The organism is Microbulbifer aestuariivivens, from assembly GCF_039545115.1.
Classification (GTDB): Bacteria; Pseudomonadota; Gammaproteobacteria; order Pseudomonadales; family Cellvibrionaceae; genus Microbulbifer; species Microbulbifer aestuariivivens.
Window position 1 is genome coordinate 225,583 of sequence record NZ_BAABRT010000001.1, and the last position, 21,079, is coordinate 246,661.

The following is a 21,079-nucleotide window of genomic DNA, read 5'->3' on the forward strand; positions in this document are numbered from 1 at the left end:
ATTATAGAGACTTACGGGCAAATTTCACCTAGCGTCTTGTGGTGCGGAAGACAGGCCCGGGAACACGCGGAAACCCGGGCTGGTCGGGCTGTCAGGCCACTGCCATCGACCGATATCGTGCCTCAAGTGCCAGATACAGTTGCTCGCTGTAATCCGCGGCGGCACTGTCCAGTGCGCGGGAAAGTTCGGCCAGATGTTCGTTGTCTTCCCGCCCCTGCCAGTTTTTTACATAGCTGCCATCTTTGTAGCCGTTATCCTGCCGGAAGCGGTTGAGCACATTCTTGCCTACATAACGCTGGTAAAGCTCGGCAAAATTCAGCTCCACATCGGCCATAAGCTGGGCAAAACCGCCGAGGTCGAAGCTGCGGCTTGCCAGCGTGTTCAGTGTGAAGGCCTCCAGGTGCTCGCGGAAATCTCCGGCTGCCGGGGGCACAGTATCAAGCTCTGCCAGCATACGCTCGGCAACAGCAGCGGGAGCACCATGCTGAAGCTCAAGACTGAGGCCGAAATGCCAGATATCCACCAGCTCCAGCTTGACCTGGTCCATTTCAGGGCTCTGCTTCTTCCACCACTTCCAGCCGTAATGATCCAGCAGCTCGGCACTCTCCACCCAGATGGCGCGATACCAGGGGAACTGCTGTCCGCGCCAGTCGCTGTTGACCACGGAGTTAATCTCATCCTGCAGCTGCAGCATCACCTGCAATTGTTGTTTCATCATGGGAACACCTGTGCGCGCATCACTTCGCGCGGGGGAAAAGTCGATAGAAATTTTCAGTTGTGATTTCGGCGAGCTGCCCGTAGGGGATGCCTCGCAGCTCGGCTATAAACTCCGCCACCTCGCGCACGTAGGCCGGAATGTTCGGCTTGCCCCGGTATGGCACCGGGGCAAGATAGGGGGAATCGGTTTCCACCAGCAGCCGATCCAAAGGCAATTTACTCGCCACGTCACGCAGCTCCTGCGCGTTTTTAAAGGTGACGATACCGGAGAGCGAGATGTAATAGTTGAGGTCCAGCGCAGCCTTGGCCATTTCCCAGCTCTCGGTAAAGCAGTGCAGCACGCCGGCATGCTCTCGGCTGCCATGGGCACGGATCAGGTCGATGGTGTCTGCACGGGCATCCCGGGTATGCACAATCACCGGCAGACCGGCTGTGGCTGCGGCCTGCAGGTGGGCGATAAAGCTCCGCTGCTGCACTTCGCGGGAGTCGGTGCTGTAGTAGTAATCGAGCCCGGTTTCCCCGAGGGCAACCACTCCCGGCATATCGGCGAGAGTCAGCAGTTTTTCGACATCCGCCAGGCCGGAATCCACGTCCAGTGGGTGTACCCCAACGGAACAGACAACATCGCTATGCCGGGCGGCAATGGAGACAACGCTATCCACATTGTCGAGACTGATTCCCACACACAGGAACTTGCTGACTCCCCGGCCCCTGGCGAAGTCCAGGGCAGCATCCAGGTCGCCATCAAACTGATCCAGCTTTAAACGGTCCAGGTGACAGTGAGAATCCACAAGCTGCGGAGGCCTATCGCCTGCTGCCGATGGGACGTCAGCTTGCGGCTGGCTGGAATCAGATGACACTTGGTTACCTCAATTTCAGGAGAGAATTACAGCGTATGCGTCGGCCGGCTGGACTCCAGGGAGCCAGCCAGGAGAGTCTCGATCTTGGCCTGGGCGATATTGTCCTTATCGCCGAACTGGACGCCGATGCCCGGTGTGCGGTTGCCCTGAGCTCCAGCGGGCGTGATCCAGACCACTTTGCCGGCTATCGGCACTTTGTCAGGCTCGTCCATCAGGCTGAGCAGGAGAAACACCTCGTCACCGAGGTTATAGGCCTTGTCAGTGCTGATGAAAAGACCACCATTCTTCACAAACGGCATATAGGCCGCGTACAGCACGGACTTGTCCTGAATCTTCAGCGATAGGATACCGTTTCGGGCTCCGCCCCCCATGCCTTTCATGGCCTGACCTCGTTGTTTTGTTATTGCCGTTAAGTTATCCGAGCGCAGAGACCGTGTCCAGATGCGGACTTCAGGTCTTGAGCTGTCACCATGCCAGCAAGCCAGCGTAGCCATCAGCACTTGAGGTGCCCTTGAGGTACTCTTCAGGCACTCTTCAGATACTCTTCAGGTACTCTTCAGGTACTCGCGATCGCCACAGGCTGCTGAGCTGAAAGCCAACCTCGCGCTCTCTATAGCTATAGCGACTTGCATAGCGGCTTCTGTAGCACTTCTTATAGCGACTTCTGTAGTGACACAGACACAGAACTGCCAGAGCTGACTGACTGCCAGAGATCACTGGTGACTCACCGATAGAGCCGTGACCAGCGTATTAACAACTCCTCGATCAGCAGGCGCCGGTTCGGGTTGGCACCACTGGACAGGGCCTGGCGGGCCTGGAGCAGCTGGTCGTAGAAAAGAAATAACGGCCTGACCGCCTCCCCACCCTCGCCGGGTAATCTCTGCAGGAAGACACCAACCTGCTCATCCACCCCGGTATCGCTGCTGCGGGCCTTAAGCAGCTGTACCACCCACTGCTGCCAGTACAGCAGCAGTTCGGTTAAGTCACAGCCCTCCCCCGGCGACTCCCATCGCCCGGCCAGGGTCACCGCTGAGCTGCTCCCCTGCGAGAGCTGCGCGAGATCGGCGAGAAACTGCTGCCGCAGCTCGAGGGATTCCGGTTCCGCCAGAGCCAGCGCCCTGAGCGGCGCCCCGCCCGCTACAGTGAGGGCACTGCGCGCGGCACTGCCCTGCAAGCCGCCATCTTTCAGCCACTGCAATGCGGACTCTTCACTGGGCGCCGGAAACGCCACCGTCTGGCAGCGGCTGCGAATGGTAGGCAACAGACCCGAGGGGGCATCACTGATCAGCAGAAAAATAACCGACGATGCGGGTTCTTCGAGGTTCTTTAGCAAGGCGTTGGCCGCATTGACATTCATCGCCTCGGCCGGAGCCAGCCATACCACCCTGGCCCCCTCCCTGCCGCTGGTTCGCCCGACAAAGCCGCCGAGCTGACGAATCTGTTCCACCTTCAGCGGCCCGCCGTCCTTCTCCGGCTGAACGCGCAGAAAGTCCGGGTGCGATCCGGCTCGCCAGAGCTTGCAACCCCGGCAGTCTCCACAGGCGAGCCCCTGGCGGGGCGCATCACAGAGCACCATCGCCACGAACGCCTCGGCAAAGCGCCGCTTACCCAGCCCCGGCTGGCCACTCAGAAGCAGCGCATGAGGGCAGCGCCCGGCATGCCACTGGCCGCCGAGGCGAGTCCACGCCTCGCGCTGCCAGGGCAGTGGCGAAGGAATGGCAGCGTGCAGAGGATCAGATTGTGACACGAGACTGAATGCCCTATGGGTTGCAAAATACTGCCATTGGCAGCACTGAAAAATATGGTTGGCCCGGCGCTAGCCGAGCAGGCTTTGCAGTTCAACCTCGAGGCGCTGCTGAACCTCCGCAAGAGGGCGCGCCGCATCGAGTACCGCATAGCGACCCGGATCTGCGTCAGCCCTTGCCAGATAGGCTTCGCGGACTTTTTGGAAAAAGTCGAGTCTCTCACTCTCAAACCGATCCGCGGCACCGGTGGTCGCCGCCCTGGCGAGCCCCTGCGCGGGGTCGAGATCCAGTAGCAGCACTCGATCGGGCCTCAGTGGCCCCTGAACGGTCTGCTCCAGCTGTGCAATGAGGCTGAGATCCAGGCCGCGTCCGCCACCCTGATAGGCGTAGGTGGCATCGGTAAAACGATCACAGATGACCCAGGCCCCACGAGCCAGTGCCGGACGGATGACCTCGGCCAGGTGCTGGGCGCGGGCGGCAAAAACCATCAGCAGCTCCGCCGTTGGATCTACCGTTTCCTCGCGATGTTCCAGCAGCAGGGCTCGTAACTGCTCCGCCAGGGGGGTGCCACCGGGCTCTCGGGTCTGCACAAACTCGATACCGCGGGAGCGCATCCAATCGGTGATGAAAAGCAGATTAGTGGACTTGCCGACGCCCTCCCCGCCCTCGAGAGTAATAAATCTTCCCCGCGCCATACTCACTCTCTGCCTCCGGCGGGGCTGGAGCGGTAATCCGCACGGCGCTTCAACTGGTATTCCCTGACCGCACGGTTGTGCTCATCCAGAGTCGCGGAGAAATGGTGATAACCATTGCCTTTGGCGACAAAATAGAGCGTATCGCCGTCCTTGGGGTTGAGTGCTGCGCGAATCGCCTCGCGCCCCGGCAATGCTATCGGGGTTGGCGGCAACCCCTTGATCACATAGGTGTTGTAGGGAGTGGCCTGACGCAGGTGATGGCGGCGAAGATTGCCGTCAAAGCCCTCACCAAGCCCATAAATCACGGTCGGGTCCGTCTGCAGCCGCATCCCTTTGCGGAGACGGCGTACGAACACACCGGCGATTTCATCGCGTTCAGAAGGCTGACCGGTCTCCTTTTCAATCAGCGAGGCGAGAACCAGCGCCTCCTCGGGCGTATCGAACGGTAGCGGCTCGCTGCGCTGCTGCCATTCCTCGTTGAGCACATTGCGCATCCGTTCATGGGCCTGTTTCATCAGTTCGATATCCGTAGTGCCCGAACGGTAAATATAGGTATCCGGGAATATCCAGCCCTCGAGATTCGTCGCCTCCAGTCCCAAGGCGGCAGCTGCCGCCTCAATGGACTTGCCAGCGTCAGTCTGCACGATATTGCGCCCAGCGCGGATCTGCTCCAGAGCCTCGCGCGCGGTCCAGCCCTCAACGAGGGTCACGCGGTAGCGGGTCACATCGCCACGGTGGAGGCGATCCACCAGATCCATCGCATTGGTGCCCTGCGGCAATAGATACTCACCGGCATGGATCGCTGTCTGCTCGCGCCAATAGGCATAAAGCAGTACCAGACGAGGCAATTTCACAGCACCTTGCTGCTCAAGATCCCTTAAAACCCGCGACAGGTTGCCCCCGCTCTCCACCTGGAAGCGCAGGCCGCCGTCCTCAACGGAAAGTGGCTGAAGCAGACTTTTTTGCACGGCGATAAAGGCCACAGCAGTAGCGACAACAAATAACAACAAGCCTCCGAACAGGAATTTCCTGCCGAGCTTATTCACTTTGGTTTTTTTCTTCTCTACCACAACTCTTCAGCCACCAAATTCTGTAAATGTTTAACCTGCGGCCCCGGGTGCCAGACCTTTATACCCGCAAGAGCGCGCACTGGCAGCACCCCCCTGACACTGTTGCAGACCGCCACCTCCTCTGCAGATGTCAGGGAAGTGAGATTGAGAGGGCACTCATCAATGGGGGTTCGCTCGGCCAGCCAGTCACGCATCACCCCCCGCACACCACAGCGGGACAAATCTGGCGTGTGCCAGCGCCCGGCGAACCGGAGCAATAGATTGCAGCGCAAGGTCTCCACCAGATCACCTTGCTCGTCCAGCAACAGTCCATCGTGCAGCAGGTCGCTGACTGGCAGCTCGCTCATGGCGCGATTATATCTCGAGCGAGCCAGTTCTTTGCAGCCCGGATTGGGGCCATCCATTTTCGGCAACCGTGTCTGGCAAAGATGCAGGGTAATGCCGTTATCCATGGCTACAGGTGCAGACAAGGGTTCGATAGAGAGATCCCAGTGAGGGGGCTCGTCAAACTGCAGGTGCCCCAAGCGCAGGCGCAGGCGCAGGCAGCGCTCGTTGAGAGAGGGCAGAATCGCCGAGAGGAAAGACTCGATCTCCTCCAGCAATGCCGCCGCCACCCGCCCGGCGCGTAAAAGACGGGCACGGTGGTAAGGCCAGAGGGGCACCCTGCCGGCAGCTCCGCGCATGGTTTCCAAGAGGCCGGGGGTGGGGCCAGAATCTATCACGGCATCCGGGAGAAGAACCGGGACACTCTGGCCACGAACAAACAACAGGGGGAAATCCATGCGCAAGGACCTGGAAAGAGCGCCCGCCCATAAAGGCGGGCACTGCAGATCAGACGCGCTTGAAGATCAGCGAGCCGTTGGTGCCACCAAAGCCAAAAGAATTGGACAGCACGGCATCAATGGTCCGCTTCTGGGCCTCACCGGGCACCAGGTTGACATCGGCACAGGCTTCATCGGGATTTTCAAGGTTGATGGTGGGCGGCGCCACCTGATCGCGAATCGCCAACACCGAGAAAATCGCCTCAATGGCACCAGCCGCTCCCAGCAGATGGCCGGTCATGGACTTGGTTGAACTCACTGCAAGCCCCTCCAGGTCAGCTCCAAACACGGAACGCACAGCCTGGATTTCCGCCTTGTCGCCGAGCGGGGTCGAGGTCCCGTGCGCATTGATGTACTGGATACCATCAGACCCTAGCTGCGCATCCTTGAGGGCGTTGCGCATCGACAGCGCAGCGCCAGCGCCGTTTTCTGGCGGTGAAGTCATATGGTAGGCATCGCCGCTCATGCCGAAACCGCTCAGTTCGGCAAGAATCTTGGCGCCGCGGGCTTTCGCGTGTTCATACTCCTCGAGAACGAGCACTGCAGCCCCCTCCCCCAGCACGAAACCATCCCGATCCCGGTCCCAAGGACGGCTGGCCGCTTGCGGATCATCGTTGCGGGTAGAGAGTGCCCGAGCAGCACAGAAGCCGCCCAGCCCAACCGGTGTAGTGACCATTTCAGCACCGCCGCAGACCATCACATCGGCATCGCCATACTGGATAGTGCGCAGACCCAGGCCAATGGCATGGGTACCGGTGGTACAGGCGGTAGTCGTGGAGAGATTGGGGCCCTTCATACCGTACTTGATCGAGATATTGCCGGAAACCATATTGATAATGGCCCCGGGGACAAAAAACGGCGACACCCGGCGAGGGCCTTTTTCCGCGATCAGCATCGCATTCTCTTCGATCGCGGCAATACCACCCATGCCGGAACCAATGCAGGCACCGACACGGGGCGCATTTTCATCGGTGACCTGCAGCGCACTGTCTTCCACCGCCTGAATGGCAGCCACCATCCCATACTGCAGGAACATGTCCATTTTGCGGGCTTCTTTGGCTGCCATATACGGCGTGGGGTCAAACCCCTTCACCGTGGCCGCAAAACGCGTGGAAAAAGCGGACACATCAAACGATTCGATTGGCGCGGCACCACTGGTGCCAGCGAGGATTCCGGACCAGGTCTCCTCTACAGTGTTCCCCAGCGGGCTCACCATTCCCATTCCGGTAACGACTACTCTTCTACGCGACACTCGTCTTCCCCCGAATATCTACAATGCACTACACCAATAATAACTACCGGCAGAGCCGGGCCTTGCGCCATAGTGCAGTAATTTTCGCTTGGCGCCAATAAAACGAAAGCCGTTCTATGTAACATAGGACGGCTCTCGCAGTACACTCGGTTGCGGGTGCTATATCCGATATATCAACCCGCAGCCTGAACTTCCCAGCGGGGATTAACCAAGGTTTTCCTTGATGTAATCAATGGCCAGCTGGACAGTTGTAATTTTTTCAGCTTCTTCATCGGGAATTTCGGTTTCGAATTCCTCTTCGAGAGCCATTACCAACTCAACTGTGTCGAGAGAGTCAGCGCCAAGATCTTCAACAAATGAGGCTTCAGGCTTTACATCTTCTTCCTTAACGCCCAGCTGTTCAGCAACGATCTTTTTTACGCGCTCTTCAATGCTGCTCATGATTCAATTTAACTCCTAGTGGATAAAAATCTGTTTTGGTCGCCAATGCTTTCTTAATGTTTTTGACAAAAAAATTAACGACCGGCTCACACAGCTTCTGGATAATGCGAGGCGGCATTGTACCCTGATTTTTTCGGGATGTAATGCATCGCCTCACACGGCCATCTGCAACTCTTAAAAAACCTTACTCATCAATGACTTAGGCAACCTTTCCGGGGAGAGGCTCAAGCCATATACATGCCACCATTTACATGAATGGTCTCACCGGTGACATAGCCGCCCGCATCGCTGGCCAAAAAAGCAACAACAGAGGCGATTTCCTCCGGCGCGCCGAGGCGGCCAAGGGGAATCTTGCCCATAAGGGCTTCACGCTGCTCTTCCGGCAGTACCTTGGTCATATCCGTATCGATAAAGCCCGGAGCCACCGTATTGACAGTAATGCCACGGGAGCCGATCTCTGCCGCCAGCGAGCGGCTGAAGCCGGCAACACCGGCTTTGGTGGCCGCATAGTTGGCTTGGCCCGCATTACCCATGCTGCCTACCACCGAGCTGATATTAATAATGCGGCCCCAGCGCGCCTTGGTCATATCCCGCAGGCAGGCTTTGCTCACGCGATAAACGGCGGTCAGGTTGGTCTCAAGGACCGATGCCCACTCGTCGTCTTTCATGCGCATCAGCAGGTTATCCTTGGTGATGCCGGCATTGTTGACCAGGATGGTTGGCGCACCGAACTCACCTTTCACCGCGCCCAGCAGGTCCGCAAGGCTTTCGGCACTGGTCACATCCAGCACTCGACCACTACCGGCAATACCCTTCTCAGCAAAACGCTGAGTGATTTTTTCCGCACCGGATTCGCTGGTAGCGGTACCAATTACCGTGGCACCCTGCTCGCCCAGCATATCGGCAATGGCGGCACCAATACCGCGGCTGGCGCCGGTTACCAGCGCTACACGGCCTTTCAAAGAGGTCATCATCGTCATTGTTTCTCCCATTGCCGCTAAGGCGGAATTATTCTGCGGTCGCCTGCAGCGCTTCCTGCAGCTGCTCCGGTGATTCGATGTTATAGGTGGTCAGCGTGCGATCGATTCGCTTCGACAGTCCGGCAAGCACCTTGCCGGGACCACACTCGACCAGCGTATCAACACCGTCGGCAACCATCGCCTGCACGCAAGCTGTCCAGCGAACGGGACTGTAGATCTGCTCGACCATCAACTGCTTGATTGCGACGGGATCGGATTCGGTTTTCGCATGCACATTGTGCACAACGGGGATAGCGGGGGATTTGAACTCTGTGGCCTCAATCTGCGGCGCAAGTTTATCTGCCGCGGGGCGCATCAGCTCGGTATGGAAAGGTGCGCTGACCGGCAATGGCAGCGCCCGCTTGGCGCCCGCCGCCTTGCACCCATCAATTGCCCGAGCCACAGCCGCCGCGCTGCCTGCGATCACCACCTGACCGGGGGAGTTGTAATTGACTGCGGCAACCACCTCACCTTGCGCCGCATCCGCACAGGCGGCTTCCACGGCGGCGTCATCGAGACCGATGACGGCGGCCATGGCCCCCTCACCCGCCGGGACCGCTTCCTGCATCAGGCGGCCGCGCTCACGCACAAGGCGTACGGCATCGGCAAAAGCCAGGGTACCGGAGCATACCAGCGCAGACCACTCACCCAGACTGTGCCCGGCCATCCGAGCCGGTACAGCGCCAGCCCGGGCAACCCACGCGCGATAGAGCGCGACGCTGGCTGTCAGCAATAGCGGCTGGGTACGCTCGGTGAGATTGATATCCTGCTGCTGGCCATTCTGACAGAGATCCCAGAGGTCATAACCCAGCACCTCGGAAGCTTCTGCAAATGCAGTCGAGACTTCGGAAAAATCTTTGGCCGCATCCGCGAGCATGCCGATCTGCTGCGAACCCTGGCCAGGAAAGACAAATGCAAGCCGAGCACTGGTCATGGGACATCCTTAAACCTGATTGGCGAAACCGGGGGCTTATTCACGCTAACCGTGCGATACCGCCAAGGCCTTACTCAATCGGCTGGCGAGATCAGCTTCGGCACACTCTTTGGCGGTGATCATGGCCCGGTAAAACGCCTCACTGCTGGCGCCTCCATGGCTCTTGATCACATTGCCTTTGACCCCCAAAAAGCTGGCGCCATTATAGCGAGCGGGTTCTACCTGTGTACGCCATTTTCGCAACAATTTTATGGCCAATTGGCCAAAAAACCGCTTAAAAGAACTCTTTCTCTCAATGGTGAACGCTTTTTGACCCATCAGTCTAATCACGCCCTCGGCGGATTTCATCGCCACATTCCCCATCAATCCATCACAGACCACAACATCCACCACACCGGTGAAGATATCGTGACCCTCAACGAAGCCGAAGTAATCAATGTCCGGCTGCGCCTTGAAGAGTTCAGCGGCACGCCGAACCTCTTCGGTCCCCTTGTGTGGCTCAGCGCCAATATTGAGCAGCGCAACCTTAAGCTGCCGCTTGCCGGTATGGACCCGCTGGGCCTCGATACCCATGCGGGCAAACTGCAGCAGGTCCTCGGCAGAGCAATCAATATTTGCGCCCAGATCAAGCAAGAAGCAGGAGCCGGTTTCCGCCGGCAGGGATTTACCCAAAGCTGGACGGCGCACCCCTTCGACAGTGCCGAGAATGCTGCGCCCGAGCGCCAGCAGTGCGCCGGTGTTGCCGGCGGTCACCATGGCATCCGCCTCCCCCGCCGCAACGGCCTGAAGGGCGCGCGCCATGGAGGATTCGCGCTTGCGGCGAAGGGCCTGCACTGGATTACATTGCTGGGTCACGACCTGCTCGCAGGGTACGACCTCGAGCCGCTCTATTACAGGGGAGGAATGGAATTCACGGAGCAGATCCTGAAGCTGGGTCTGAGGACCAAAAAGCTTCAGCGTTGCCTGGGGGAACCGCTGGAGAAATCTTATGCAGGCCGGAACGACAGAGCGGGGACCTAAGTCCCCGCCCATCGCATCCACGGCCAATCGCAATTGGCTGGACAAACTTTACTCTTCTTCAGAGCCGCCGACATCGATCACCTTGCGACCACGGTAGAAACCGTCCTTGGTCACGTGGTGGCGACGATGCTTTTCGCCGGTAGTCGGATCGACGGACAGAGTCGCGCCCGCGCCCAGAGCATCGTGGGAACGACGCATACCGCGACGGGAACGAGTCTTTTTGTTTTGCTGAACAGCCATGGCTTGCTCCTAAAATAAACTAATTACACTGGAACCGGGGCGCCTACCGGCGAGCCCAACCCGTCGGCAAACACTAGGATTTACCCGACGAACCCTTCAACTGTTCCAGCACTTTAAAGGGGTTTTCCCGCTGCTCTCCCTCCTCCATGGATGCATCACCAAACTGGAATTTGTCCCGGGGGACACACTCCTCTTCGTGATAAGCCACCATGGGCAGGTTGAGCAAAATCTCATCTTCCAGAACCTGGTACAGGTTGAGCTCATCGCCTTCCTGTATCACAGGGTCAAGATCCTTGGAGAGTGACTTGCCCTGCTCCTCGGACCAAACAATTCCCCAGTGCACACCAGCATCAACAGATTCAGGCATCGGCTTGAGGCAGCGCTGGCAGAGAAGCTGAACATCGCAGCGCACCCTACCTTCAACCACCATGTGCCTATTCAGGTCGCGACCAAAACTCAGCTCGACCTGAACGCCATCATCAACAGATTCAACCACCGCCGCCAATCTCTCGAGAGCCTCAGCGGGAACCGAACCCGAGAGCTGCTGCTCTCGCTGGACCAGCTTGCGGGCGTCCACGATTTTGGGGATGGCATCCACCTGCTGCCTACTACTTTGCACCATTCTCAGAGCCTCCCTGAATACCAGCGGTAAGGGCCCCTCTGAGTGGCCAGCAGCACCTCTTGGTACAGCGCGAACACTGGGGGTATCGACATAAGCGCGCAATTCTATGGACTCGCCATACCCTTGTCAAAACAATTCATCCGCGGCTACATTGCCCCCGAAATGGCCCGATTCCGGCAACCACAGCAAGAGAACGCCATGCCCCGCTCCCTGATTCTAGCCTCCAGCTCCCCTTACCGCCGCCAGCTGCTTCAGCAGCTAGGACTGACGTTCACATCAGCCAGCCCCCATATAAATGAAGGGGCACAACCCGGCGAGACCCCCTCGGCTCTCGCCCGACGTCTCGCCAGCGAAAAGGCCCGCGCCCTCAGCGACCAATTCCCGAATGCCCTGATTATCGGTTCAGACCAGGTGGCGGAGCTCGACGGCCAGGCACAAGGCAAGCCCGGCAACCTGCACAATGCCCAGGCACAGCTGAGCGCCTGCAGCGGCAAGCGGGTAACCTTCCACACAGGCGTCAGCGTGCTGGACACCGCAAGCGGCACCCAGCGCACGGAGGTCGAGCCGTTCACCGTACTCTTCCGCAAGCTGTCACAGTCACAGATCCTGAATTATTTGCAGAGGGAGCAGCCCTTCGACTGTGCCGGCTCCTTCAAGGTGGAAGGCCTGGGGATCACTCTTTTCGAAAAAATGGAAGGATCAGACTACAACTCATTAATAGGCCTCCCATTAATTCGACTGATCAGCCTGCTGCAGGAATTTGGAGTGAGCCCACTGGAAGGGAACTGAAAAGACATTAAAGGAGGCCGAAGACATTGAGCGCAGTCAGGGGCATCCAAGCCTCGCCCCCAAAAGCCCGACCGCCAATTCAGCCAGACATCCGCCAGCCTGGCATCAGGGCACCAGAGGCGGCCAGTTCAGCAGCTCGGAGAAATGATCGATCACAGCGTGTGGCTTGCAGGCCTCCAGGCGCTCCGGATGATGAACTCCGTAACTCACGCCAATGGCCGCCATTTCCAGAGCCGCGGCCATCTGCAGGTCATAGACGGTATCCCCCACCATGACCGCTTCCGACACCGACACCCCCGTTTCCCCAAGCAGCTCCTGCAACATACGCGGATGCGGTTTAGACGCCGTCTCATCGGCACAGCGACTGGCGACAAACAGGCCGCCGAGCCCGTGATCCAGAAACTCCCGATTGAGGCCGCGCCGACTCTTGCCAGTTGCCACTGCGAGCTGATGCCCGGCCGTCTGCAGACTGTCCAGAGTTTCCAGCACACCATCGAACAGGGGCAGAGGCTCGGAGCGGGCAGCCATCCACTCCTCCGCATAGAGCTGGCGCATGCTGTCCCGCTGCCCCATGGAAGCCTCCGGGAACAGCGTGCTGATTGCTTCAGGCAAGCCCAGGCCGATAATGTTTCCGATCACTTCAGGGTGAAGAACCGGCAACCCCACACGGTCCGCCGCACGCTGGATACACGACACGATACGCGCTTCGGAATTACAGACGGTACCGTCCCAGTCGAGAATCACCAGCATCTGCCTGACCTCATCACCAAGCTGCCCCCACCGGGACAGCGTATCAAGCGCCAATCAGCGCCACCCACCCGCTCACACAAAACCCTACCCCTGCACTTGCGCGCCGGCACGCAGGGCCGACAGCGCCGCCTCGAGGTCCCCAGGGAGAGGAGCCTCCACCCTGACCCGCTTGCCGTCAGGCAAGGAGCAGCCGACAACTGCGGAGTGCAGAAACAGCCTTTTCAGACCCACATCCCGAAAAGCCCGATTGATTTCATCGGTTGCATACTTGGCGTCACCCGCCAACGGGCAGCCGACAAACTGCGCATGCACCCGGATCTGATGTGTACGACCGGTCACTGGCTCAGCGGCCACCAGTGTGGCACCGGAAAAACGCTCAACAACCTGAAAACGGGTTTCACTCGCCTTGCCCTCCGGATTGACGGAAACCATGCGCTCGCCGCTTTTAAGGGTGTTCTTTTTTAGCGGCGCCTCCACCGTGCGCCTGCCCCGGGGCCACTTCCCCGCCGCCAGAGCCAGGTAGGACTTCTCCATACGCCCAGCCCGAAGCTCTGATTGCACGTGCTTTAACACGGAGCGCTTGCGGGCAACAAAAATCGCCCCACTGGTATCCCGATCCAGCCGGTGCACCAGCTCCATAAATGGACTGGAAGGAAACATCTGGCGCAAAATCTCAATCAGCCCGAGGCGCACACCGCTGCCACCATGAACTGCAAGCCCGGCGGGCTTATTGATCACCAGCAGGCCGCCATCGTCATAGAGTATGGACGCCTCCACCAGCCGGCGCAGCTGATCACCCACCACAGGGGCTGGCGCCTGCTCAGCGGTGCGGATCGGCGGCACCCGCACCACATCGCCCGCCTGCAGCTTGTACTCGGCCTTAATGCGCCCTTTGTTCACACGCACCTCCCCCTTGCGGAGAATCCGGTAAATGCGCGAGCGCGGCACACCTTTCAGGCGCGCCTGCAGGAAATTATCGATCCGCTGGCCGGCCAGCTCCTCTGGAACAGTCAATAACTGGACACTGGAGGTGGCGGGTTCCGCACGGGTATGGGGCTCGGCGGTCCTGGCGGACCGACTGGGGGGGTGTTTACTTCTCATCGAGGAATGATACCGGCAGCAGCCGCCTAATTGAAGCGCGCCCAGCCCCGTGCTATATTCGGCCGGCCTGAATTGGGCTGGTTTTCGGCGATGTGCGGCATTAAGAGTTTAGCCACAGGCATCGTTCCAGAGAAAATACCGCCAATCGGCCGGTGAGCGCCAATAGCGCGTCATCAACAAAACTCTGCCGGTCAGGTCACTCCGACGAGAAGATTTCGGAGCACCTCGCCGGCCACAAGGCCCCGCTTTACGGCGGGTTAGTATGCGAAGGTAAGACGGGCTGAAGCCCGCAGCGCTTGAATTAAAGACTCAATTACTTACGTCCCGCTCTGTCGACAGATGCCAGCGACCGCACTGGCAACCCGGAACGCATCGGTAACACGCCTTCCGGTGACACAAAATACTGGACCAGAAGCCCCGGCCCAAAGCCAGCCGGAACAGAGCCTTGCAAGGACGTAAACCTCGCCGCCCGGATTACCAAGATTTAAGGGCGGCGCCCGGGAGTAACCCCTCCGAGAAGTTGGAGCGAAACCGGGTAGTACTGACACACTGGTGCTAAAGGTACCCAAGGGCGTAGCGATGTCGCACACGCCCGGAGTTACAGCAGTGAGACTGCCAGGATTCCGTCAGCCATTGGCCGAGGACGGAAACGGGCCTGTCCCTGCCCGCCCCGCGCCCCTGGTGCGGGGTTACAAGAAGCCTGCGAATTTCAGTGTCTTACCTTGGCGCAAAGCAAGGACTTACGACACGCATGAAGAGAATGCTGATCAACGCAACTCAACCAGAAGAGTTGCGCGTTGCCCTGGTCGATGGCCAGTGGCTCTACGATCTGGACATCGAGAACCGCACCCGCCAACAGAAAAAGGCGAACATCTACAAAGGCAAAATCACCCGCGTAGAACCCTCTCTCGAAGCCGCCTTCGTGGATTACGGCGAGGAGCGCCACGGCTTCCTGCCTTTGAAGGAAATCTCCCGCGAATACTTCCTTAAGCAGCCCAAAGACATCGACGGTCGCGTCAAAATCAAAGACGTGATCAAAGAGGGGATGGAAGTCATCGTCCAGGTAGATAAGGAAGAGCGCGGCAATAAAGGAGCTGCGCTCACCACCTTTATCAGCCTGGCCGGCCGCTACATGGTGCTGATGCCGAACAACCCACGGGCCGGCGGTATCTCCCGCCGCATCGAAGGTGACGAGCGCTCCGAGCTTCGCGATGCGCTGTCTGAGGTGGATGTACCCTCCGGCATGGGCATTATCGTTCGCACCGCCGGTGTCGGCCGTAGTGGCGAAGAACTGCAGTGGGACCTCAACTACCTGCTGCAGCTCTGGGACAAGATCAAGCAGGAGGCCGACGACTCCAAAGCTCCCCACTTCCTGTTCCAGGAGAGCAACGTCATCATCCGCGCGATTCGCGACTATATGCGTGATGACATCGGCGAAGTCATCGTTGATGACAAAGCCGCCTACCAGCTGGCCGCTGAGTTTGCTCGCCAGGTTATCCCGCAGTACGCCAACAAGGTGAAGTACTACGAGGACAGCATTCCCCTTTTCAACCGCTACCAGATCGAGAGCCAGATCGAAACTGCCTTCGAGCGCGAAGTGAAGCTGCCTTCCGGCGGTTCCATCGTCATCGATGTGACCGAGGCCCTGGTTTCTATCGACATCAACTCCTCCCGCGCCACCAAAGGCGGCGACATTGAGGAGACCGCCCGCAATATCAACCTGGAGGCCGCCGACGAAATCGCCCGCCAGCTGCGCCTGCGCGACATGGGTGGCCTGGTCGTTATCGACTTCATCGACATGCAGAACAAGTCCAACCAGCGCGAAGTTGAAAAGCGCATGGACAAAGCCCTGAGCATGGACCGTGCCCGGGTACAGATTGGCCGAATCTCACGCTTCGGCCTGCTGGAGATGTCGCGCCAGCGCCTGCGTCCGTCCCTCGGTGAAACCACCTTCCGGGTGTGCCCGCGCTGTAGCGGCCAGGGCACCATTCGCGGCACCAAATCCCTGGCTCTGTCCATCCTGCGCCTGGTGGAAGAAGAAGCCAAGAAGGAGCGCAGCGCCGAGATTCGGGCCATCTGCCCGGTGAACGTCGCCACCTACCTGCTTAACGAGAAGCGTGCTGCAATCACCCAGATTGAGTCCCGCAACAAGACCCGCGTCGTAGTCGTTCCCAACGCGGAGCTGGAGACACCACACTTCGAAGTGCTGCGCCTGCGTGATGATGACGCCTCCACCCTGGAAACGTCCTACAAGATTTCAGGCACCATAGAAGACACCTCCAAGGCGGAAGAAGAGCCTCTGCGCCCCATCGCCCAGCCGGCGGTGCAGCAGATTGCCCACACAGCTCCGGCTCCCACCCCTGTGGAGAAGAAAGAAAAGAAAGAGAAGAAGGCAAAAGGCAAGAGCAAGGCCAAGGCCGAGCCAGGGCTACTTAAGCGCCTGCTCAACGCTATCGCCGCCCTATTCGGCTCCGAAGAAGAAAGCGACAAGAAACACAGCAAGTCCAACGCCCGTGGCAAAAACTACCAGCAACAGCGCAACCGCAACCAGCGCCGGGGAGGCCGCGGCAACCGCGGCAATCGCAGCCGTGGCGAAGGGCGTGGCGAAGCGCGCGATGACAGCGACAAGCGCGAACTGACCCGCGACGACAAGCGCGGGGAAAAGCAGGAAGAGCGCAAAGAGGACAAGCGCGAAGAGTCCACCGAGGCTAACGCCGACAGGTCTCAGGGCCAGCGCCGCCGTCGCCGCCGTCGCGGTGGCGAAGGCCGTCGCCGCCGCGAGGACCAGCAATCCGTCACAACCGAAACCCTGGAGAGCAGCCCGGCGGAGGTCGAGCAGGATACTGCGGAAGCTTCCGATGAGCAGCGCCCAGCCCGCCGCCCAAGGGATGCCCGCGGCCGCCCGCAGCCGCGCCGGCGTGGCCGCCGTGGTGGCAACGCAGCGGCCGCAGCAGTTGCCCAAAGCCAGGAGGAGCTGAACCGCGAGGTAAATGAAGCGATTGACGAGGCCGAAAGTGAAGCCAAAGTCTCCGCCGAAAAGGAACTCGGCAGCAGCGACAGCCAGCAAAGCGCCGCGGAATCCCCGAAAACCGCACAGGCCGAAGGCGGGCAACAGGCAGCAGCCGAATCTGCGCCCTCAGACGTAGCGCAGGCAGCTAAGAAGGTAACCGCCGGCGCCGAGGAAGCGCAGCCAGTTGCGCAAAAGGAGCAAACTGAATACAAACCAGAGCCAAAAGCTGAGCCCAAGGCAGAAAAAGCCGCAGCGGCCAACGAGGAAACTCCGCGCACTGAGCCTGTCGAATCTGTAGAGCCTGCAGGTCAAGACACAGCCACTGCCACTGAGTCCCAAGAGGCAGCTCAGGTTTCGCAAACTGAAGCACCCTCTCAGGCAGAACCCTCTATCGCGGAGACATCTGTCGAGGCCAAAACCGAGGCCCAGCAGACCACTACGGCTGAGGCAGCTTACGCCGACACCAAAGCCGAAGAGTTTGCCCTGGACGTCGCCGCAGAAGAGGCCATGCCCCTGACCAGCGAGAGCGCAGCCAATGCTGAGAGTACTGCGGGCGAAGTAACACGGCCGAAGAACGACCCCCGCGTCAATCCCAAGCCCCTGCTCGAACTCGTTATCATTACCGAGCACCGAGATCTCGGCGAACTGCGCCCGCTGGACACGGCACAGCCTGCCAACATCCAGCATCAGCCACGGCCCCTGAAACGCCCGGCCAACGACCCCCGCGTCGCCCGCCAGGCCGAACAGGCCAATGACAGCGCCAGTGACGCAGAGGTTAGTTGACCGTCGGGGTTAGCCGCTATTTTGCTCAAAAAAGCGGCTAACCCATTGAACTCATTAAAAAAATCCCCGACGCACTTGTACCGGTCACAGCGACCGGTATAATGCGCCGGACAATCTGGTGGGGTGGCTGAGTGGTCGAAAGCGGCGGTCTTGAAAACCGTTGACTGTAACAGGTCCCAGGGTTCGAATCCCTGCCCCACCGCCATATACAGAACCCGGCTCATTGCCGGGTTTTTTTATATGGGTACTAAGCAGCCCCGCAAAACGCCTCTCAGCCGAGCCGGAGGCGGCAAAGTCCGAATAACCCGCTAGCACTGTGACCCAAGCCCTGCTTGCACTCCATGCAAGCTGCCAAATTAAACCTATACAGCTCTTTCCTGCAGCCCCAAGGGCACATGTAGCGCAACAGACTTAAGCTTAGCGACCCGCCCTGCAGCATTGTTATAAAGATGGATACACGATCTGAAATCGGATATTGGTCGAGGGGGTGCGCTGTTAAAAACTTACTGTGCTGACACCAATTTCTCAGACAAAATAATCCTAGCGACTGTTATCCTGACTAACCACTTACGCCCGATAAAAACCAGCTGCAAATCAGATGGTTATGCCCTAGCCCTCTGCATATGGCTAGACGTCGTGACGACTGCTATTTCCAGCAGCGTAATCGTGTGTAATTCACCCCTGCCTTGACCAAGCGGGACTTTCAGCGCATTCTGGTGGGAAATCTATTTTGGGATATGAGTCAGTGGGATATCAGTCCTGACGACTACGATACAAATGTTATAAACCATGAAGTCACTAGCACTGTTTGTAGCAATTATTTTTCTCTCAGTTTCCGGCCAGGCATCTCCAATACATAGGGGAGAGGTAACCAAGGAGCAGTCTGATGAACTCATTGAGTACTTTAATAAAGGTGCCACTGTTTCGGTTTCGGGTATTCCACTGCGCGCACTACCCAAAGGGTTAGGAGATAAAATCTGGAGAATCTCACGTAAGGAAGCAGATTACGTGGTTGAGATTGCTACGGAAAAGTGTAATAAAAATGGCTATGAAGTGTTCATTGTCAGGTACAAATGTAGCGTGAAGGGGGCTTCGTGCGGTTTCCAAGTCAGTGAAACCAATGAGTGCATCATGGAGGTCGCTTATAACAATGCCAGGCAGTAAAGCTCCGGGCCTTCGGCCCTCCGCGGGACAGCTTACATTGTGCGCATTTTACGCAGGTCGCTGCGCTCCCATTTTCGCGCAAAACACGCACAAGGTAAGCTGCCCCTGCTGGCGGCGTTATATTTAGAGGAGAAAAATTTAAGTGAAATTATATTATTTAGCATTTCTATTATTCGCTTCAGCTGTTGTTGCAGCTCCGTATCAATATCCCAAGATAGTAAATGTAGATACTAGCTGTACAGCTTCTGATGAAGAAATCGCAAAAATCAATGAAAAATATTTTGGTTATCCAGACTGCTCTCCTGAAATTGAAATTAAACCTGTAGATCTGAATGGCGATATGAAATGCGAGTTCTATGTTACCGCTGACTGGGGGAGACGGTGCACCTCCGTCACTACAATAGTTTCGTCCAAAGAAAATGGGTTTAAGAATATAGGAAATCTAAATGGAGGTGCAATTAATACATCTGCTGAGAAGAAAAACGGATATTACAGGTTAATCAATTACACTTGGGGCGGTCATAGAACAAATATAATTTATACGGCCAATGTGTTGTATTTTGATGGAAGCTCTTTTGAGTGCGAGTTCTGCAAAGACAATAGTTCTGGGGGATACATGGATTTGGCTAAAAAGGCATATGATAAGAAAGATTACGCCCTGGCTGAAATATATTACTGGAACGCATTTGCCATGAATGGCGAAAGAAAACTATCAGATGCAAATAATTTATCCTTAGCCTATCTGAAGAATGGAAAAAAAGCGAAGCTATTCAACTTCTAGATAAGCTTTTAGAATATTCTGATGGTGAAATTAAAGATACAGAAAAACATCCTTGCTATTAAGGAGACTGCACTCCTAGTGATGGGAAAGTAAAACTATTAAGAGCATCAGCACATTATAACAAGGGACTTGCTTACGAAGGATTAGAAGACATTGAAAATGCAATTCACGAGTATGAAATGTCATTAGAGTTAAGAAATAACACCTCAATAAAATCCCGGATAGATCGGCTGAAAAAAGATTAAATATAACAATGGCAATAAACACAGACATTTTTCCGCGGTGTTAGAGCTGTGCTAAAAGAGCCTGGCGCAGCTTTAACACCACTACAAAATGCCGGTTATTGCTAACTTTAGATTTAAGACTTAACCACGTTTAGTAGACAGTCTATATAGTTAGGTTTCGGCCTAACACGGGAGGTGAAGCTGTCCTTTTTTTCCAAAAAATCCGCCAACTTCACCAAGACTGTGTTTGAGTCGTTAGAAATCGTAATTGTCAAAAAATGAAAATTTATCATCCCGCGAAGAATTCGATGCCAAAGTTTTTAGGCGTATTTGCAATCCTGTTCGGAGGCGTAGGCTTTCTTCTTCCTGGGATCACGTCGGGGAGTGTGGGATTTTTGACTGCAGGGTTAATAATCACTTCAATTGGCGTGATCACATTTTTTGGTAAGGCTGAAAAATTCATAGATACAGAAAAAAAAGCTGTTATAAATTTTAAAAAATGGTTCTTTATTGAGTTGGAAGCACAGATTCCATTGAGTTTATATAAGTATGTAAGAGTAATCGAGAATTCTCACGGTCCTTCTGCTGATGATCACTCGCGGGGATTTTATGAGGTTAACTTAGTTGGAAAAAATACAACTAACGATTATTCTGGTGGTTTTGATATTAATATGTTGTTGGCCATATATCCAAGGTCTAGCGCTGGGAAGAGCGAAGCCTTGAGCTTCGCTGAAAAGGTGGCCCGAGAGGTAGGTCTACCAATGCGCGCTGAGAAAAACCTCTAACAATGCGCTGCAGACTGACGCCTAACTTTGCGCACTTTATGCGTGGTCGCTTCGCGACAATTTTCGCACATAAAGCGCACAAGGAAAACTGTGGTCAGAGTACAATTCTGACACCCAATTCAGTATCAAGCAGATCACTATCTGCACAGTGTCTACACCATCTGGTGATGAGCAAGCGCTGTGACGTTCCAGACACTGCCTGAATAGCTGATACGGCATCACCACGCTCCACGCTGCAATCCCGTCACAGCCTACA

Annotated in this window: 21 protein-coding genes and 1 tRNA gene; 6 read left to right on the forward strand and 16 right to left on the reverse strand. The window is 57.1% G+C overall.

The window, feature by feature from the left end:
- Positions 1–91 precede the first annotated feature (91 nt).
- From ABEA58_RS00885 to ABEA58_RS00950, 14 genes are all read right to left on the reverse strand, one after another.
- Positions 92–718 (reverse strand): dUTP diphosphatase, encoded by a 627-nt coding sequence (locus ABEA58_RS00885; protein WP_345547926.1) that lies wholly within the window; start codon positions 716–718, stop codon positions 92–94.
- Between the two features lie 19 nt (positions 719–737).
- Positions 738–1,508: a TatD family hydrolase gene (locus tag ABEA58_RS00890; RefSeq protein WP_345547928.1), complete on the reverse strand. Its 771-nt coding sequence runs from the start codon at positions 1,506–1,508 to the stop codon at positions 738–740.
- Positions 1,509–1,603: 95 nt separating this feature from the next.
- On the reverse strand, positions 1,604–1,957 hold the full coding sequence (locus ABEA58_RS00895; RefSeq protein ID WP_345547930.1) for a PilZ domain-containing protein: 354 nt from the start codon (positions 1,955–1,957) through the stop codon (positions 1,604–1,606).
- Positions 1,958–2,301: 344 nt separating this feature from the next.
- Positions 2,302–3,324: a DNA polymerase III subunit delta' gene (locus ABEA58_RS00900; protein WP_345547932.1), complete on the reverse strand. Its 1,023-nt coding sequence runs from the start codon at positions 3,322–3,324 to the stop codon at positions 2,302–2,304.
- 69 nt (positions 3,325–3,393) lie between these two features.
- On the reverse strand, positions 3,394–4,017 hold the full coding sequence (gene tmk / locus ABEA58_RS00905) for a dTMP kinase (RefSeq protein ID WP_345547934.1): 624 nt from the start codon (positions 4,015–4,017) through the stop codon (positions 3,394–3,396).
- A 2-nt stretch (positions 4,018–4,019) separates the two neighbouring features.
- Positions 4,020–5,063: an endolytic transglycosylase MltG gene (gene mltG / locus ABEA58_RS00910; RefSeq protein ID WP_345547935.1), complete on the reverse strand. Its 1,044-nt coding sequence runs from the start codon at positions 5,061–5,063 to the stop codon at positions 4,020–4,022.
- A 17-nt stretch (positions 5,064–5,080) separates the two neighbouring features.
- Complete coding sequence (locus ABEA58_RS00915) at positions 5,081–5,869, reverse strand: aminotransferase class IV (protein ID WP_345547937.1); 789 nt, start codon at positions 5,867–5,869, stop codon at positions 5,081–5,083.
- Positions 5,870–5,918: 49 nt separating this feature from the next.
- Entirely contained in the window at positions 5,919–7,160 is a 1,242-nt protein-coding gene (gene fabF / locus ABEA58_RS00920; RefSeq protein WP_345547938.1) for a beta-ketoacyl-ACP synthase II, read from the reverse strand.
- 204 nt (positions 7,161–7,364) lie between these two features.
- The gene (gene acpP / locus ABEA58_RS00925) at positions 7,365–7,601 is read right to left on the reverse strand and encodes an acyl carrier protein (RefSeq protein ID WP_067080870.1); all 237 of its coding nucleotides are present in this window, start codon (positions 7,599–7,601) and stop codon (positions 7,365–7,367) included.
- A 224-nt stretch (positions 7,602–7,825) separates the two neighbouring features.
- A complete protein-coding gene (fabG, locus tag ABEA58_RS00930; RefSeq protein WP_345547945.1) occupies positions 7,826–8,581 on the reverse strand; it encodes a 3-oxoacyl-ACP reductase FabG in 756 nt (251 codons plus the stop codon).
- Positions 8,582–8,609: 28 nt separating this feature from the next.
- Positions 8,610–9,554: an ACP S-malonyltransferase gene (fabD, locus tag ABEA58_RS00935; RefSeq protein ID WP_345547947.1), complete on the reverse strand. Its 945-nt coding sequence runs from the start codon at positions 9,552–9,554 to the stop codon at positions 8,610–8,612.
- Between the two features lie 45 nt (positions 9,555–9,599).
- Positions 9,600–10,619, reverse strand: coding sequence for a phosphate acyltransferase PlsX (gene plsX, locus ABEA58_RS00940; RefSeq protein WP_345547949.1), 1,020 nt, complete (start codon positions 10,617–10,619; stop codon positions 9,600–9,602).
- Positions 10,620–10,622: 3 nt separating this feature from the next.
- Positions 10,623–10,814 carry a 50S ribosomal protein L32 gene (gene rpmF / locus ABEA58_RS00945; protein ID WP_067080852.1) on the reverse strand — a complete coding sequence of 64 codons (192 nt, stop codon included), beginning with the start codon at positions 10,812–10,814 and terminating at the stop codon, positions 10,623–10,625.
- Positions 10,815–10,887: 73 nt separating this feature from the next.
- Positions 10,888–11,436 carry a YceD family protein gene (locus ABEA58_RS00950; RefSeq protein ID WP_345547952.1) on the reverse strand — a complete coding sequence of 183 codons (549 nt, stop codon included), beginning with the start codon at positions 11,434–11,436 and terminating at the stop codon, positions 10,888–10,890.
- Between the two features lie 123 nt (positions 11,437–11,559).
- On the opposite strand from ABEA58_RS00950, the gene ABEA58_RS00955 reads away from it, so the two are divergent.
- Positions 11,560–12,225, forward strand: a complete 666-nt coding sequence (locus ABEA58_RS00955; protein ID WP_345547954.1) for a Maf family protein — start codon at positions 11,560–11,562, stop codon at positions 12,223–12,225.
- A 105-nt stretch (positions 12,226–12,330) separates the two neighbouring features.
- On the opposite strand, the gene ABEA58_RS00960 is transcribed toward ABEA58_RS00955, so the two are convergent.
- Both ABEA58_RS00960 and rluC read right to left on the reverse strand, forming a co-directional pair.
- Complete coding sequence (locus tag ABEA58_RS00960) at positions 12,331–12,975, reverse strand: HAD-IA family hydrolase (protein ID WP_345548058.1); 645 nt, start codon at positions 12,973–12,975, stop codon at positions 12,331–12,333.
- An 84-nt stretch (positions 12,976–13,059) separates the two neighbouring features.
- Positions 13,060–14,076, reverse strand: coding sequence for a 23S rRNA pseudouridine(955/2504/2580) synthase RluC (gene rluC, locus ABEA58_RS00965; protein WP_345547956.1), 1,017 nt, complete (start codon positions 14,074–14,076; stop codon positions 13,060–13,062).
- Positions 14,077–14,827: 751 nt separating this feature from the next.
- On the opposite strand from rluC, the gene rne reads away from it, so the two are divergent.
- From rne to ABEA58_RS00990, 5 genes are all read left to right on the forward strand, one after another.
- Positions 14,828–17,869: a ribonuclease E gene (gene rne / locus ABEA58_RS00970; protein ID WP_345547957.1), complete on the forward strand. Its 3,042-nt coding sequence runs from the start codon at positions 14,828–14,830 to the stop codon at positions 17,867–17,869.
- A 117-nt stretch (positions 17,870–17,986) separates the two neighbouring features.
- A tRNA-Ser gene (locus ABEA58_RS00975) sits at positions 17,987–18,074 on the forward strand.
- A 584-nt stretch (positions 18,075–18,658) separates the two neighbouring features.
- Complete coding sequence (locus tag ABEA58_RS00980) at positions 18,659–19,033, forward strand: hypothetical protein (protein WP_345547959.1); 375 nt, start codon at positions 18,659–18,661, stop codon at positions 19,031–19,033.
- A 142-nt stretch (positions 19,034–19,175) separates the two neighbouring features.
- Positions 19,176–19,814, forward strand: a complete 639-nt coding sequence (locus ABEA58_RS00985) for a hypothetical protein (RefSeq protein ID WP_345547960.1) — start codon at positions 19,176–19,178, stop codon at positions 19,812–19,814.
- A 532-nt stretch (positions 19,815–20,346) separates the two neighbouring features.
- A complete protein-coding gene (locus ABEA58_RS00990; RefSeq protein ID WP_345547962.1) occupies positions 20,347–20,823 on the forward strand; it encodes a hypothetical protein in 477 nt (158 codons plus the stop codon).
- Positions 20,824–21,079 lie beyond the last annotated feature (256 nt).